The sequence below is a fragment of the Jiangella muralis genome (assembly GCF_001270745.1).
Classification (GTDB): domain Bacteria; phylum Actinomycetota; class Actinomycetes; order Jiangellales; family Jiangellaceae; genus Jiangella; species Jiangella muralis.
The window spans coordinates 1-14,163 of the sequence record NZ_KQ434759.1; the positions used below are offsets into that span (position 1 = coordinate 1).

Below are 14,163 nucleotides of genomic sequence, written 5' to 3' on the forward strand. Positions count from 1 at the left end.
CGAGCTGCTCGCCAAACCGGCAGCAGCATGAACCGTTGCTTACACCGCTGGACGCCGCCGGGCAAAGCACCCAGCAATAGGCGGGTTACTCCAAGATCAACATCGCCGGGCGGGCGGTAGCGGGCGGGCGGCCGGGCGGGCAGCCGGCGGGGGCGCTGGGCGGGCGGCGGCGAGGTCCGGGCGCTAGCGGCGCTCGTTGCCGTGCTTGTAGTTGCCGGTGATCTTGGCCAGCAGCAGCTGCCGCTCGCGCTCGTCGGCGGCGCGGTCGAGGGCGGCGGCCAGCCGGTCGGCGGCGTTCCCGCCGATGGTCGCCACGACCCGGCCGCCGCGGCTGACGCGGATGGGTCCGGCCTTCGTGACCTGGTAGTCGTACGGGTCTTCGGCGAGCTGGTCGGTCATCGCGACACCGTACGACACGGAGATGGGTCACATTTTTGTGATACATTCGTCCCCATGACGGCTGCTCCCGACCACCATGTAGGGCTCCGCGAGTTGCGCCACAGCACCGGCGCCGTGCTGGCGCGGGTACGTCGCGGCGAGACCATCGATGTGACCGAGAGAGGTCGGCTCATCGCCCGGATCGTCCCCGTGGAAGACCGGTCTCCTGGCCCCGTCCTGGCCGAACTGATCGAGTCCGGCCGCGTTCAGCCCGCCGAGCGCCCCGGGTATCGGCCGCGGATGCGCCCCGCCGACGGTACCAATCGGCTGGGTGAGGCACTCGCTGCGATGCGCGACGAAGAGCGCTGGTGAGCGTCTACTACGTCGACACGTCGGCGGCGTTGAAGCTGCTGGCAGAGGAAGAGCACTCCAAGGCGTTCGCGGCGTTCTACGACGCTCATGCTTCCGACTCCTGGGTGAGTTCGGCGCTCCTGCGCATCGAGGTGGTGCGCGCGGTGGCCCGCGTCCTCCCGTCGGCGCTTCCGGACGCGCGTGACCTGCTGACGGCCTTCGATTTCATCGCGATCGACGACGACATCGTCGAGCGTGCGATGGATGAGCCGGATCGGAAACTCCGCTCGCTCGACGCCATCCACCTGGCGACCGCTCGGGTACTCGACGCCGACCTCGATGCCCTGGTGACCTATGACGACCGGCTCGCGGAGGCTGCGACGGACGCCGGAATGACAGTCCTCCGGCCCGGCAGGTGAGTGGGCGTCAGGCGGTGAGGCCGGCGGGACTCCAGTCGAACGTGGGCGGCAGCACGCCCTCGAGCGTCAGCAGCCAGCGCTTGACCTCGAGCCCGTTGCCGCCCGACCCGCCGCTGTAGCCGCCCAGCCCGTCGCTGGCCAGCACCCGGTGGCAGGGGACGACGATGGGGAGCGGGTTGGCGCCCATGATGCCGCCGATGGCCCGGGCCGGCACCCCGGTGCCGCTGCGCTCGGCCAGCCCGCCGTAGGTGACGGACGAGCCGTAGCCGACGGTCTCGTGCAGCGTGCGCAGCACCACGGCCGACGCCGAGCCGGGGACGTGCCGCCAGTCGATCGGGACGTCGAACGAGCGCAGCCGGCCGGCGAAGTACTCGGCCAGCTGGGTGAGGACGGGCGCCAGCCGGGCGGGGTCGTCGACCACCGGTGTGCGGCCGGAACCCAGCCGGCGACCCCAGCCGACGGCGGCGAGGCCGTCGCGGGTGACGGCCACGCTGATGCGGCCGACCGGGGTGTCGAGCCCGCCGACCGCCACGTCATCGCTCACACCGTCCATTCTGCCCGCCCCCACCGACAGGGTCGCTGTTGTGGAGGCCCACCAAGCCGGAGCCGCGGGGCTGGTGCGAATTGCCGACTATGTGCTGGGGCGGCTCGTCGGCCAGAGTGGAGGGACACCGCCGCGGGTCCCCGCGGCGGACGCACGTCGGAGGAGCACTCGATGGCAGGAAGGTCGCGGCTGCCGGCCGCCGATCTCGCACGCATCGCCGCGTTCGCGGCGCTGACCGCCGTCCTCGGGCTGCCGGGGTCGTTCCACCTGTTCGGCAACGCGGTCCCGGTCACCCTGCAGTCGATGGGGCCGCTGCTGGCCGGCGCGATCCTCGGCGCGAAACGGGGCGCGCTGTCGCAACTGCTGCTGCTCGCGCTGGTCGCGGTCGGGCTGCCGCTGCTGGCCGGCGGACGGGGCGGGCTGGGCGTGTTCGCCGGGCCGTCGGCCGGCTACCTCGCCGGGTTCGTGGCATCGGCGTTCGTGGTCGGGCTGATCGTGGAGCGGTCCGGGCGCCGCCCGGGGATGCACTGGGTGCTGGTGGCGTGCTTGCTCGGGGCGGCGACGACGCTGGCCATCGGCATCCCGGTCCAGTCGGCGGTCACGGGGGTGCCGCTGACGGAGACGTTCCAGCTGTCGCTGGCGTTCGTCCCGGGCGATGCGGCCAAGGCGGTGTTCGCGGCGCTGGTCGCGTCGGGGGCGCAGCGGGCCTATCCGGACGCGGCGCCGGCGGCTCGCCGGGAACGGGTGGAGGGCCGTACCGGGGGCGACGACACCGGCTCCGGCCGGGCCTGAGACGCTGCGTCGATGCCGGTCTTCCGCGAGGTCTTGGCACACGCAGCCGCCGCACCGCACCGCGTCGCCGTCCGCTACGGCGACACGACGCGCAGTTACGCCCAGCTGGCGAGGCACGCCGAGCGGGCCCGCCCGGACGTCAAGCCGGGCACGTTGGTCCCGCTGCCGGACGGCGACCCGGTCGCGCAGCTCACCGGGCTGCTGGCGGCCGACGCCGCCGGGGCGGTCCCGCTGTCCTGCGACCCGTCGTGGCGGCCCGAACACCGGAGGGCGTTGCTCGCGCCGCTGCCGGACGTCGTCGACGAGGCAGGGGCGCACGACCTCGCCTGGGCCGGGTTCACGTCCGGCAGCACCGGGCGGCCGCGGGTGGTGGTCCGGTCGCGCTCGTCGTGGACCGGGTCGTTCGCCGCGACTGACCGGCTCACCGGGGTCACCGCCGCCGACACCGTGCTGGTGCCGGGTGCGTTGTCGTGGTCGCTGACGGCGTTCGCGGCGGCGCACGCGCTGGCGGCCGGTGCGACGGTGCGGCTGACCGGTGACTGGTCGGTTCCATCGCTGCTGGCGGCTGCGCCGGACGCCGATGTCGTCCACCTGGTGCCGCACCGGCTGGCGGCGGTGCTGGACGCGCGGCCGGAGCGGCTGCGGACGGCGGTGGTCGGCGGCGCCGCGCTGGGCACGGCGTTGCGCGAGCGCGCGGCGGACGCGGGTGTCGGCGTGGTCGCCTACTACGGCGCCACCGAGCTGTCCTTCGTCGCCGTCGACCCGGACGGGACCGGGCTGCGGCCGTTCGACGGCGTCGAGATCGAGCTGCGGGCGGGCGAGGTGTGGGTGCGCTCGCCGTGGCTGGCGCACGGGTACGTCGGCGCGGCGGCCGGGCCCTTGCGCCGCGACGCGGACGGGTGGGCGACGGTCGGCGACCTGGCCGCGGACGCCGCCGGCCCGCTGGTGCTGCGTGGACGCGGCGACGGCGCGATCCTCACCGGCGGCGCGACCGTCGTGCCGGAGGACGTCGAGGCGGTGCTGGCCGCCGTGCCCGGTGTCGAGGGCGTTGTCGTGCTGGGGCTGCCGCACGCCGGGCTCGGCCAGGTGGTCGCCGCCGTCGTGCAGGGCGACGGGGTGCGGCGGGCCGTGCTGGAGGCGACCGCCCGCGCGCGCCTGACGCCGGCCCAGCGACCGCGCCGCTGGCTCGCCGTCGACGAGCTGCCGCGCACGTCGTCCGGCAAGCCGGCTCGTGCGCTGGTCGCCGCCCTGCCTGCCCGGCCGCTGACGTGACCGCGCCGGTCGTGGTCGCGGCGCGGCGCACGCCCATCGGGACCGCCGGGAAGGCGCTGCGCGAGGTGACCGTCGACCAGCTGGCCGCGCCGGTGCTGTCGGCGGTCGTCGACGACGTGTGGCCGCTCACCGCGATGCGTCCGGTCGACGACGTCGTGCTCGGCAACTGCATGGGCCCGGGCGGGAACGTCGCGCGGGTCGCGGCGCTGGCCGCCGGGTTCGACGTCGCCGTGCCGGGCGTCACCGTCGACCGGCAGTGCGGCAGCGGGCTGGCCGCGATTCTGCAGGCCGGGCAGGCGATCCGGTCCGGCGAGGCGCGGCTGGTGCTGGCCGGCGGCGCCGAGAGTGCGTCGACGGCTCCGCAGCGGGTCGGTGCGGCCGGGCCGTACGACCGCGCGCCGTTCACCCCGCCCGAGTTCGGTGACCCGGACATGGGCGCCGCCGCCGACGACCTCGCCCGCCGCCGCGGCGTTACCCGCGGCCGGCAGGACGCCTACGCCGCCGCCAGCCACCGGAAGGCGCTGCTGGCCCGCGACGCCGGCCGGTTCGACGCCGAACTGGTGCCGGTCGGCGGGCTGGAGCGCGACGACCGGCCGCGGCCGCTCGATCCGGCCGTTCTGGCCCGGATGCCGCCCGCGTTCGTCCCGCGCGGCTCCGTCACCGTCGGCAACTCGTGCGCCAACAGCGACGGCGCCGCCGTCGTCGCGCTGACCGGCGACGACCTGCGGGCCGGACGGCCGGGGCTGCGGCTGGTGGCCGGCGCCGTCGTCGGCTGCGACCCGCGGCTGCCCGGCTGGGGCCCGGCGCCGGCGGTGCAGCGGGTGCTGGCCTCCGCGCGGGTCGCGCTGGGCGACGTCGCCGCCGTCGAGATCGTCGAGGCGTTCGCCGGCCAGGTGCTCGCCGTCACCGACGCGCTCGGGCTGGACCCGCTCGGGCCCGACGCGGGCACCGTCTGCGCCGACGGGGGCGCGCTGGCGCTCGGGCACCCGTGGGGCGCGTCGGGCGCCGTCGTCGTCGTGCGGCTGTTCGCGCGGCTGGTCCGGGGCGGCGCGCCGGCCGGGACGCTGGGCCTGGCGACCGCGGCGATCGGCGGCGGGATGGGCGTGGCCGGGCTGTTCGAGGTGGTTCGGTGACGCTGCTGACCGGCGCCTACGTGGCCGGGACGTCGCCGGTGCACCGCGCGCCGGCCGGGCTGAAGCTGGCGCTGCTGGCCGTCGGGTGCACGGCGCTGGTGTTCGCGCGGTCGCTGCCGCTCGTCGGTCTGGCCGCCGTCGTGGTCGTGGGACTGTACGCGCTGGCCCGGATCGACGTGCGGGCCGCGTGGGGGCAGCTGCGGCCGCTGCGCTGGCTGGTGGTCGTGCTGCTGGTGGTGCAGGTGCTGATCGCGGACCTTCCGACGGCGGTCGCGCTGACGGGCCGGCTGGTGCTCGCGGTCGCGCTGGCCGCGCTGGTGACGTTGACGACGCGGACGACGGCCCTGATGGCGGCGCTGGAACGGGGGCTGCGGCCGCTGCGCCGGTTCGGCGTCGACCCGGCCCGCGTCTCGCTGCTGATGTCGCTCACGCTGCGCAGCGTCCCGGTCGTCGCCGGGATCGCCGGGCGCATCCGGGAAGCGCGCTGGGCCCGTGGCCGCGAGCGCAGCGTCCGCGCGTTCGCCGTCCCGCTCGTCGTCGGCGTGCTGCGGCACGCCGACGCGATGGGCGAGGCGCTGGCCGCGCGGGGCCTGGACGACTAGCCCGAGACCTGGGCGATGCCCGGCACGCCGGCCTCGACGGTGACGCTGGCCCGGGTGCTGACCGGTGCGCCCGGCTGCCGGACGTACGGGACGACGCGGTAATCGGTGCGCCAGGCATCCGGCGTCAGGGTGCAGGTGGCGTAGCCGCGCTGGACGTTGTGGAACTTCATGTGCGGGTTCTCGGCCAGCCAGACGGCGCCGAGCGGGTCCTGGTCGACGCCGTCGCCGCCCGCGCTGATCGACGTCGCGAGGAACTCGGCGCCCACCGTCGCCGAGCCGGGGTCGTCGAAGTTCGCCTTGAGATCGGCGGCCACGGAGCGGTGCGCGTCGCCGGTGATCACGACGAAGTTGTCCACGTCGCGCTCGCGGACGCCGTCGAGCAGCCGGGTCCGGGCCGCCGCGTAGCCGTCCCAGGTGTCCATGCCGAACGCCTGCACCGGGCCGGCCTCGTGGTCGGCCTGCATCATGAAGATCTGGTTCGCCAGCACCTTCCACGTCGCCCGCGAGTCCGCCAGCCCGTCCAGCAGCCACGCCTCCTGCGCGTCGCCGAGCATCGTCCGGGCCGGGTCCAGGCGGTCGGCGCAGTCGATCTGCCGGCCGTCGCCGCAGGCCTGGTCGTCGCGGTACTGGCGGGTGTCGACGACGTTGAAGTCGGCCAGCGTGCCGTAGCGCAGCCGCCGGTACAGCTGCATGTCCGGGCCGACCGGCATCGACGCGCGGCGCAGCGGCATGTTCTCGTAGTACGCCTTCAGCGCGGCGATGCGGCGGGCCCGGAAGACCTCGCCGCCCACGCCGCCGCCGTCGACGTCGTCGGCCCAGTTGTTGTCGATCTCGTGGTCGTCGAGCACCACGACCCATGGCGCGGCGGCGTGCGCGGCCTGCAGGTCGGGGTCAGTCTTGTACTGGCTGTAGCGGACGCGGTAGTCGGTCAGCGAGTGGCACTCGACGGCGGGCAGGTGGGCGCGGCCGATGGTGCCGGCGCCGCCGCCCTCGTAGATGTAGTCGCCCAGCTGCACGACGAGGTCGACGTCCTCCTCCGCCAGGTGGCGGTAGGCGGTGAAGTGGCCTTCCGAGTAGTTCTGGCAGCTGGCGTAGGCGAAGCGGACCTGGCTGGGACTCGCGTCGGTGGCAGGGGCGGTGCGGGTGCGGCCGACCGGGCTCAGCTCGCTGCCGGCGCGGAACCGGTACCAGTAGTCGCGGCCCGGCTCCAGCCCATCGGCCTCCGCGTGCACCGAGTGCCCCAGCTCCGGCGTCGCCCGGACCGTGCCGGATCGCTCGATCTCGCGGAACCGCGGGTCGCGGGCGAGCTGCCACTGCACCGGGACCGCCCGCTGCGCCATCCCGCCGCTGCCGTCGGCCGCCAGCGGGTCCGGCGCCAGCCGCGTCCACAACACCACCCCGTCCGGCGCCGGATCGCCCGACGCGACACCGAGCGTGAACGGGTTGGCGCGGAACACCGGGTTCGCGCGGACCGGCGCGGCCGAGAACCCGGCCAGCGCGGCGGTGAACGTCAGCGCGCCGCCGCCGGTCAGGGCGAGGAACCGGCGGCGGTCGAGGGTGGACGGCGATGCGGGCACGGCGACCTCCGGGACGTGGGGATGTCCGATCCCATCACAGCTGTCCCGACTAGGGGTCAAGGCCGGAATGAACGTCCGGCGTCGCCCCGGTGAAGTCCCCGTCACTCACAGCATGGCGGTGTACTTGCCCCAGGTCGTGGAGGTGCCGATCTGGATGCGGGGTGCGAAGGTGCCGTTGTTGCGGCCGGGGAAGAAGTACAGCTTGCCGGTGTTCTCCCGGGCGACCACGTCGGGGATCTGGTCGTTGTTGAAGTCGCCGGCGCCGGTCATGGCGGTGTACTTGCCCCAGGTGGTGAGGGTGCCGATCTGGATGCGGGGTGCGAAGGTGCCGTTGCCGCGGCCGGGGAAGAAGTACAGCTTGCCGGTGTTCTCGCGCGCGACCATGTCCGTGTTGCCGTCGCCGTTGAGATCGCCGACGCCGGTCATGGCGGTGTACTTGCCCCAGGTCGTCGAGGTGCCGATCTGGATGCGGGCGGCGAAGGTGCCGTTGCCGCGGCCGGGGAAGAAGTACAACTTGCCGGTGTTCTCGCGCGCCACCATGTCCGTGTTGCCGTCGCCGTTGAGGTCGCCCATCCCCGTCATGGCGGTGTACTTGCCCCAGGTGGTGAGGGTGCCGATCTGGACGCGCGCACCGAACGTGCCGTTGCCGCGGCCGGGGAAGAAGTACAGCTTGCCGGTGTTCTCGCGCGCGACCATGTCGGCGTTGCCGTCATTGTCGAGGTCGCCGACGCTGGTCATCGCCGTGTACTTGCCCCAGGTCGTGAACGTGCCGATCTGGATGCGGGCGGCGAAGGTGCCGTTGCCCCGGCCGGGGAAGAAGAACAGTCTGCCGTTGTCCTCGCGCGCCACCATGTCCGTCTTGCCGTCTCCGTCGAAGTCGTGGTCCGCGACCGGCGGCTGGTCCAGGAGGGCGGCGGTGCCGTCGCGGATCTCGCCCAGCCGGGCGTACAGCAGCTCGCCCGGGCACTCGGTCGCGCCGCCGTCGCGGTGCCCGGCGATGGTCGGCAGCGTCTGCTGGCCCGGGTAGGCGAACGTGCCGTGCGGGTCGACGTCGTTCAGGCCGAGCTTCCAGGCGAACAGCCGGGCGTAGGCGTCGAGGACGGCCTGCCCGGGCTGCGTCGCGGTGAACTCGCCGAGCGCGGCCACCCCCACCGAGTAGCTGTTGTAGCCCTCGACGTGGGCGCCGACGACGGCGCGGTCGATACCACCCCAGCGGCCCTCCCAGATGCGGCCGAACCGGTCGACGAAGAAGTTGTAGCCGATGTCGCGCCAGCCGCGGCCGACGACGTGGTACTCGTAGATGCCGCGCAGGATCGCGGGCACCTCGGCCTCGGTGTAGTCGTTGGTGCCGGCCGTGTGGTGCACGAAGCCGCCCTGGACGTCGCCGTAGAGCGGGTCGGTCTGCTCGCGCAGCGACTCGTCGGCACCCCAGGCGGCCCGGCTGTGGATGACCGGTCTGGGCGCGCCGTCGCGAGCAGCGGCCGGCGTCCGCTGCAGCGTCGTCGCCGCGTCGGCCGGCTCCGCCGCCGTGTCGGCCGCCGCCTCGCCCGGGTCGATCAGCGTGAGCTCGAGGCCCGCGGGGACCTCGCCGCCGGGCGCCTCGACGCGGATCTCGATCGCCTCGGAGCCGGGCAGGATCACCGGGTCGGTGCCGCGCCGGGCACCCTCCGCCTCGGCCGTGTCCGCGTCCGGCGCGTGGCCGTCGTCGTGCACCGCGTACCACGGCGACCACGCCTCGGGGCCGCGCGCCCGCACGTTGATGTGGATGTCCGACGCGCCCTCGGCGGCCGGCCAGGTGACGGCGGCGACGTCGAACGCGGGGGTCTCGATCGTGCCGGTGCCGACGGTGGCGTCGCCCGCCCTCGCCGTCCCGCCGGCCGCGAGGAGATCGTCCAGCGCGATGGTCTCAACCGTGGTCCCGGCGGGCTCGGCATCGGGGGGCGCGGCGTCGCTCCCGCTGGCCGGCACGGTGGTGAGCCCGGCAGCAGCCAGGGCCAGGATGGCGAGGACGCCTACGTTCCGGGGATGCATGGACACGAGGGCGAAATGTACCGGTTCGACGGCTTTGCCGGTAGTTCGTCGCTCAGGCGGGGTCGAGCCACCAGGGACTGGAGTAGGCGACGCCGAAGTCGTTGCAGGGGTGGCCGTCCGGGCCGGGGGTGCCGTTGGGCCGGGACGGGTCCGAGACGCGCAACACCACCCAGTCGCCGTCGTCGGCATCCAGGGGGACGGTGAAGCGGGTGACCCGGCCGGCGGCGGCCTCGACGACGTCGGCGACGACCGGGACGCCGTCGCCGGGGCGGAGGACCTGGAGGTCGAGGCGGCGGCCGGACCAGTCCGCGCCGCGGTCGAGGTCGACGGCGAAGTGGATGTCGCCGCGGGCGCGCCGGATCGAGCCGCCCATCGGCACGCCGTCGGCCGTCGCGTCGAGGCGCAGGCCGGAGACGCAGGTGGCGAAGAACCGCCGCTCCGTCATCGCCTGGAACACCGCCTCGCGGGTGTTCTCGGTGACCCACATGCCGGTGCGGCCCTTGCCCTCCGGGTAGCCCCAGTCGGTGCCGTGCTCGTCGGTGACGCCGGACAGCCCGGGCCGCCAGCCGGCGTTCAGGCAGGTCACCAGCGGTGAGCTGACGCCCTTGGCCCAGCCCTCGAACAGATAGTCGTCGTACCGGTTGAACATCTCCAGGCTGACCAGCTGGTCGTGCGCCGCCGGCTCGTAGCGGAAGTCGTTGAACCGGCCCGGCTCGCGACCCGGGTGGTTGAACCCGGCCAGCCCGTCGGCGCCGCCGTCACCGAGGCCGAGGAAGCCGTCCTGGCGGGTCAGCCAGCGGTAGAAGCCGCCCATCAGCGTGGCGTCGAGCACGTCGGTGTAGTCGTCGGTGAACCACACGTTGACGTGGCCGAGCAGCGGGTTCGTCCACTCGAAGCCGCGGATCGCGGTGAACACCCCCGGCTCGTCGGCGGCGTCGGCGAGGTCGCGGGTCCGGCTCCAGCCGCTGCGGCTCAGCCCGGTGATGCGGTTGACGCCGTCGGGCAGCAGCGGGTCGAGGATGCTGAGCACGCCGTCGGACAGCGTCGCGTGGTCGGTGAGCGCCGCGACGTCGAGGCCGGCCGAGCGCATCGACTCGTACGCCAGCGCGGGGTCGCCGGCGCCGTCGGAGAGCATGGTGTGGTTGTGCAGGTCGGCGTGGACGAGCGTGCGGCCGCGGGTGATCCGCGACGCGCGGGCGGCGCCCGGCTGGCCGGTCGCGGTGCGGGTGACTCCGGCGGCGGCGCCGTCCGCGTCGGCGGCCAGGATCAGACCGCCGGCCCCGGCGAGGATGCCACGACGGCCCGGCGCGGGCACGTGCCGATGCTCGTGTTCCGAGTCACTCATACAGCGATCCCAACCCTCCGTCGTCACCAGCAGGGAAGCCGAGGTGTGCGGCGTCGGAACACCGGCTCGCCCCCACCTTAGTTCCAGCCGTTAGCCTCCTCTCGTGCTGGTGTTGGCGGTTGCGGCGTTCGCCGTCGCGTGGTGGCTGGGGCTCTACCTCGCCGGTCGCGACCCCGCCGACTCCGCGATGCGCCGCGCCGGGCTGGGCCTGGTGTCGTACGCGCTCGCGTTGGCGATGGCGCCGTTCGACGGGTCCGTCGTCGACGCGCTGGGGTACGTGCTCGCCGGGCTGCCGGCGCTGATCTGGACCGGTGTGCTGCTCGCGCTGCTGCCTGACGGCGCGCCGTGGCGGGCGCCGGCCGAGCGGGCGTGGCGGTTCGTCGTGCTGCCGCTGGGCCTGGCCGAACTGGTGGCGGCCGCGGTCGCCGGCGGCGGCTGGGAGCCGCTGACGGCGGTGCTGGTGCTGCTGCCGCTGGCGGCGGCGCTCTGGCTGGTGCTGCGCGCGCGGACCGGGCCGCTGGAGCTGCGTCAGGGCGTCGTCGTGCTGGCGACGCTGCTGTTCGGGCTCGGCGCGGTGGCGGTGCTGGTGCCGATGGGCGGGCTGCCCGACTGGTTGGTGCTCGCGGCCGTCGGGGTGGACCTCGTCGTGCTCGGCGTCGTCGTCGCGGTGACGAACGCGCTGGAGTCGGGCGAGGCGCTCGGCGCGGACCTGCGGCGATCCGCCGTCGGGGCGCTGCTCGCGGCCGCGGTGTTCGGCGGGCAGGTCGGGCTGGTCACGCTGGCGTCGGGCGACGGGCCGGGCGACGCGGACGACGCGCTGCGGGCACTCGCCTTCGGCGTCGTCGGCGCCGCGATCGCCGTTGTGACGCTGGCCAGCGCCGTCCAGGCGGCCGTCGACCGGCTGGCGTTCGCGGGGACGCCGGCGCTGCGGGCGTCCCGGTCAGAGCTGCGCGACGCGTCCGACGCGCTGCCCCGCCGCGACGCGCGCCACCACCTCGACGACCTCGACGACGACGCGTTCGTGCGGCTGGTCCGCGACGCGCTGCGCAACTACGGCGACCTCGGCAAGCTGGTGTCCAGCCCGCTGCTCGCCCTGCCCGCCGTCGACGCCCGGCTGGCTCGCGGCGGCCGGGACGGACACGCCCTGGACCGCGCGACCGAGCTGAAGGCGCTGCTGCTGGAGAGCATCGAGCGGCTCCGCCCCCGCGACGCCGACTTCGGCACCAGCGAGGAGTGGCGGCACTTCAACGCCCTCTACTTCCCGTACGTCGCCGGGATCCGCCCGTACCGCCGCCAGCCGGACCTCAGCGGCCTCGACGACACCTCGCGGCGGGCGTTCGACTGGCTGCGCCGGTACGTCCCCGAACGGACGCTCTACAACTGGCAGAACGCCGCCGCCCGCGTCGTCGCGCACGATCTGCGCACCCGGACCGGCTGAACTGGCAGCACTTGGCAGTGCCGGGTATGTGCTTGGCAGTGCCGTCCGGGCGACGGTCGTGGTGTCCGAACGACATCACGAAGGAGCTGGTCACCATGGCCGCAGACACTGCCACTCGTACCCCCGCCGTCGCCCGCATCCGCGAGACGCCGCTGCTGCGCTGGACGCTGGAGTTCGACGGCATCGTGACGGCGCTGAACGGGCTGGTGTACGTGCTCGCGGCGGGATGGGTGGGCGACCAGCTGGGGTTGCCGACGGCGCTGCTGTACCCGGCCGGGGCGCTGCTGGTCGTCATGGGCGCGTTCGTGTTCTTCGTGTCGACGCGGCGGGCGGCGCCGGTGCTGTGGGTCGGCGCGATCATCGTGCTGAACGCCGTCTGGGCGATCGACAGCGTGATCGTCATCGCGGCCGGCTGGTTCGACCCGACCACCGCCGGGGCGATGTGGATCCTGCTGCAGGCCGCGATGATCGCCGTCTTCGTCGTCCTCCAGTACACGGGCCTGAAGCGGGCCCGCCGCTGACGCCGTCACCGCGAGGCCTCCGGCCCCGGCGTGCTTGAGCCCGCGCCGGGGCCGGTGCACGCCCGGCTCCCTACGGGACGACGGTGACCAGGCCACCGTCGACGACGAGGTCCTGGCCGTTGACGTAGGACGCGGCATCGGAGGCGAGGAACGTGACCGCGGCGGCGACTTCGTCGGCGCTGCCGGCGCGGCCCGCGGCGATCCGGCCGACGACGGCGGCCTGCGCCTCGGCGCTCACGTTGTCGTGGAACATCGGGGTCTCGATGTAGCCGGGGCTCACGGAGTTGACGCGGACGCCCCGGGGCGCCAACTCGGCCGCGAAGGTCTGCGTCAAGCTGTGCACCGCCGCCTTGGTGGCTGCATAGATGCTGGCGCCGGCCAGGCCGCGGTGCCGCGTCCACGAGGCGTTGATCACGATCGCCGCCCGCTCGGACAGCAGCGGAACCGTCGTCTGGACGGAGAAGAACACCCCCTTGAGGTTGATGCCGACGACGCGGTCGAACTCGGCCTCGGTGACGTCGGCGGCCGGCTGGAACGCGGCCACGCCCGCGTTGGCGAAGACCACGTCGAGCCGTCCGTGCCGGTCGCCGATGGCGGCCGCCAGCGCGTCGAGGTCGGCGCGGTTCGCGACATCGGCGCGCACCGCGAGCACGCGCCGCGAGCCGCCGAGGTCGTCGAGCGCGGCGTCGAGCCGGCTCTGGTCGCGACCGGTGATGACCACGTGGGCGCCCTCGGCGAGGAACCGGCGCGCGGTGGCCAGCCCCATGCCGCTGGTGCCGCCGGTGACGAGGGCGACCCTGCCGTCGAATCGGGAGTAGTGCTGCGTCATGTCACCCAGCGTTGCGGCCACGGTGCGGCGCGACCAGTGCGCAGCTATCCGGGGTCCGGCACCACCAGGGTGCCGGCGCGCGGGTGGTACAGCTCGAGGTACCAGTGCGGGCGGTCAGTCACGGCCAGGGTCGTCAGGTCGAAGAACAGGTCGCCGGCCTCGGGATGGCGCACCGCCTTCACCGCCTGGATGGGGACGCCCACGTCGTGCCGCGCCCACAGCTCGGCGAACTCGGCGCTGACGGCGCTGAGGTCGCCGACCAGCCGGGCGAACTCCGGATCGCCGGGAGCGCGGGCCGCGTCGGCCCGGAAGGCCGCCACGACGGACGGCGCGACCGACGCCCAGTGCACCCGCAGGTCGCGGTAGCGGGCGCTGGTGAAGAACGTGACGAGGCAGTTGTGGCCCGTGTCGTCGTAGCCGAGCATCGTCCGGGCGGCGTCGTTGACCGCCAGTTGGTTCCAATATCGGTCGCGCAACAGCGCCGGCCGCGGCACCCACGCGTCGAGCAGCTGCCGCAGCTCGGGCGGGACCACGGTGTCGCGGCTCGCGCCGGACGGCGGCGGGTTGAGACCGGCCAGCAGGTACAGGTGCGCGCGCTCGGGCTCGCTCAGCCGCAGCGCGCGGCCGATGGCGTCGAGCACCTCGGCCGAGACGTTGATGTCGCGGCCCTGCTCGAGCCAGGTGTACCAGGAGACCCCGACACCGGCCAGCACCGCTACCTCCTCGCGCCGCAGCCCCGGCGTGCGGCGCCGGCCCACCGCGACCAGTCCGACGTCACCGGGCGTGAGCCGGGCCCGGCGCGTGCGCAGGAAGTCGCGCAACTGGTCGCGGCGGATCAGCGTCGGCGCGGGAGACTCGCTGGCCATGCTCTCCACGGTAGCCGTGGCCGCTGGATCCCGGTGTGTCGCAAAGTGGAACCGTGAAGCCCTGC

At 74.5% G+C, this 14,163-nt stretch carries 15 protein-coding genes; 8 read left to right on the plus strand and 7 right to left on the minus strand.

Going from position 1 to position 14,163, the window contains the following annotated elements:
• Positions 1–183: 183 nt before the first annotated feature.
• Positions 184–399, minus strand: a complete 216-nt coding sequence (locus tag ACW62_RS16385) for a hypothetical protein (protein WP_053205351.1) — start codon at positions 397–399, stop codon at positions 184–186.
• 54 nt (positions 400–453) lie between these two features.
• On the opposite strand from ACW62_RS16385, the gene ACW62_RS16390 reads away from it, so the two are divergent.
• On the plus strand, positions 454–750 hold the full coding sequence (locus ACW62_RS16390) for a type II toxin-antitoxin system Phd/YefM family antitoxin (protein ID WP_053205199.1): 297 nt from the start codon (positions 454–456) through the stop codon (positions 748–750).
• A complete protein-coding gene (locus ACW62_RS16395; protein ID WP_053205200.1) occupies positions 747–1,148 on the plus strand; it encodes a type II toxin-antitoxin system VapC family toxin in 402 nt (133 codons plus the stop codon). The genes ACW62_RS16390 and ACW62_RS16395 overlap by 4 nt, the downstream gene beginning before the upstream one ends.
• Before the next feature lie 7 nt (positions 1,149–1,155).
• Here ACW62_RS16395 and ACW62_RS16400 read toward each other — a convergent pair whose 3' ends face one another.
• Positions 1,156–1,701, minus strand: a complete 546-nt coding sequence (locus ACW62_RS16400; protein WP_053205201.1) for a methylated-DNA--[protein]-cysteine S-methyltransferase — start codon at positions 1,699–1,701, stop codon at positions 1,156–1,158.
• Positions 1,702–1,863: 162 nt separating this feature from the next.
• On the opposite strand from ACW62_RS16400, the gene ACW62_RS16405 reads away from it, so the two are divergent.
• Genes ACW62_RS16405 through ACW62_RS16420 form a run of 4 tightly spaced genes read left to right on the plus strand, consistent with a single transcriptional unit; the run spans position 1,864 to position 5,491 of the window.
• Entirely contained in the window at positions 1,864–2,484 is a 621-nt protein-coding gene (locus ACW62_RS16405; protein WP_053205202.1) for a biotin transporter BioY, read from the plus strand.
• A gap of 12 nt (positions 2,485–2,496) precedes the next feature.
• Complete coding sequence (locus ACW62_RS16410) at positions 2,497–3,756, plus strand: AMP-binding protein (protein ID WP_053205203.1); 1,260 nt, start codon at positions 2,497–2,499, stop codon at positions 3,754–3,756.
• The gene (locus ACW62_RS16415) at positions 3,753–4,889 is read left to right on the plus strand and encodes a thiolase family protein (protein ID WP_053205204.1); all 1,137 of its coding nucleotides are present in this window, start codon (positions 3,753–3,755) and stop codon (positions 4,887–4,889) included. Before ACW62_RS16410 ends, ACW62_RS16415 begins: the two co-directional genes overlap by 4 nt.
• A complete protein-coding gene (locus ACW62_RS16420; RefSeq protein ID WP_157574801.1) occupies positions 4,886–5,491 on the plus strand; it encodes an energy-coupling factor transporter transmembrane component T family protein in 606 nt (201 codons plus the stop codon). The genes ACW62_RS16415 and ACW62_RS16420 overlap by 4 nt, the downstream gene beginning before the upstream one ends.
• Here the strand turns inward: ACW62_RS16420 and ACW62_RS16425 are convergent.
• The 3 genes from ACW62_RS16425 to ACW62_RS16435 form a co-directional block, all read right to left on the minus strand.
• Positions 5,488–7,068 (minus strand): alkaline phosphatase D family protein, encoded by a 1,581-nt coding sequence (locus ACW62_RS16425; protein ID WP_053205205.1) that lies wholly within the window; start codon positions 7,066–7,068, stop codon positions 5,488–5,490. The two genes, ACW62_RS16420 and ACW62_RS16425, sit on opposite strands and share 4 nt — an antisense overlap.
• Before the next feature lie 105 nt (positions 7,069–7,173).
• Complete coding sequence (locus tag ACW62_RS16430; protein WP_053205206.1) at positions 7,174–9,099, minus strand: FG-GAP-like repeat-containing protein; 1,926 nt, start codon at positions 9,097–9,099, stop codon at positions 7,174–7,176.
• 52 nt (positions 9,100–9,151) lie between these two features.
• Entirely contained in the window at positions 9,152–10,444 is a 1,293-nt protein-coding gene (locus tag ACW62_RS16435) for a CehA/McbA family metallohydrolase (RefSeq protein WP_053205207.1), read from the minus strand.
• A gap of 103 nt (positions 10,445–10,547) precedes the next feature.
• On the opposite strand from ACW62_RS16435, the gene ACW62_RS16440 reads away from it, so the two are divergent.
• Positions 10,548–11,882: a hypothetical protein gene (locus ACW62_RS16440; RefSeq protein WP_053205208.1), complete on the plus strand. Its 1,335-nt coding sequence runs from the start codon at positions 10,548–10,550 to the stop codon at positions 11,880–11,882.
• 95 nt (positions 11,883–11,977) lie between these two features.
• The gene (locus ACW62_RS16445) at positions 11,978–12,403 is read left to right on the plus strand and encodes a hypothetical protein (RefSeq protein ID WP_053205353.1); all 426 of its coding nucleotides are present in this window, start codon (positions 11,978–11,980) and stop codon (positions 12,401–12,403) included.
• 70 nt (positions 12,404–12,473) lie between these two features.
• Here ACW62_RS16445 and ACW62_RS16450 read toward each other — a convergent pair whose 3' ends face one another.
• Together ACW62_RS16450 and ACW62_RS16455 are read right to left on the minus strand one after the other, a co-directional pair.
• Entirely contained in the window at positions 12,474–13,232 is a 759-nt protein-coding gene (locus ACW62_RS16450; protein WP_053205209.1) for a glucose 1-dehydrogenase, read from the minus strand.
• Between the two features lie 44 nt (positions 13,233–13,276).
• On the minus strand, positions 13,277–14,098 hold the full coding sequence (locus tag ACW62_RS16455) for a helix-turn-helix transcriptional regulator (protein ID WP_053205210.1): 822 nt from the start codon (positions 14,096–14,098) through the stop codon (positions 13,277–13,279).
• Positions 14,099–14,163: the final 65 nt, after the last annotated feature.

What these genes read in the sequence shown, in the direction of transcription:
- ACW62_RS16390 (WP_053205199.1), top strand. Translation starts at nt 454, where the DNA reads ATGACGGCTGCTCCCGACCACCATGTAGGGCTCCGCGAGTTGCGCCAC.
- ACW62_RS16400 (WP_053205201.1), bottom strand. Translation starts at nt 1,701, where the DNA reads ATGGACGGTGTGAGCGATGACGTGGCGGTCGGCGGGCTCGACACCCCG.
- ACW62_RS16455 (WP_053205210.1), bottom strand. Translation starts at nt 14,098, where the DNA reads ATGGCCAGCGAGTCTCCCGCGCCGACGCTGATCCGCCGCGACCAGTTG.
- ACW62_RS16445 (WP_053205353.1), top strand. Translation starts at nt 11,978, where the DNA reads ATGGCCGCAGACACTGCCACTCGTACCCCCGCCGTCGCCCGCATCCGC.
- ACW62_RS16430 (WP_053205206.1), bottom strand. Translation starts at nt 9,099, where the DNA reads ATGCATCCCCGGAACGTAGGCGTCCTCGCCATCCTGGCCCTGGCTGCT.
- ACW62_RS16385 (WP_053205351.1), bottom strand. Translation starts at nt 399, where the DNA reads ATGACCGACCAGCTCGCCGAAGACCCGTACGACTACCAGGTCACGAAG.
- ACW62_RS16450 (WP_053205209.1), bottom strand. Translation starts at nt 13,232, where the DNA reads ATGACGCAGCACTACTCCCGATTCGACGGCAGGGTCGCCCTCGTCACC.
- ACW62_RS16410 (WP_053205203.1), top strand. Translation starts at nt 2,497, where the DNA reads ATGCCGGTCTTCCGCGAGGTCTTGGCACACGCAGCCGCCGCACCGCAC.
- ACW62_RS16405 (WP_053205202.1), top strand. Translation starts at nt 1,864, where the DNA reads ATGGCAGGAAGGTCGCGGCTGCCGGCCGCCGATCTCGCACGCATCGCC.
- ACW62_RS16435 (WP_053205207.1), bottom strand. Translation starts at nt 10,444, where the DNA reads ATGAGTGACTCGGAACACGAGCATCGGCACGTGCCCGCGCCGGGCCGT.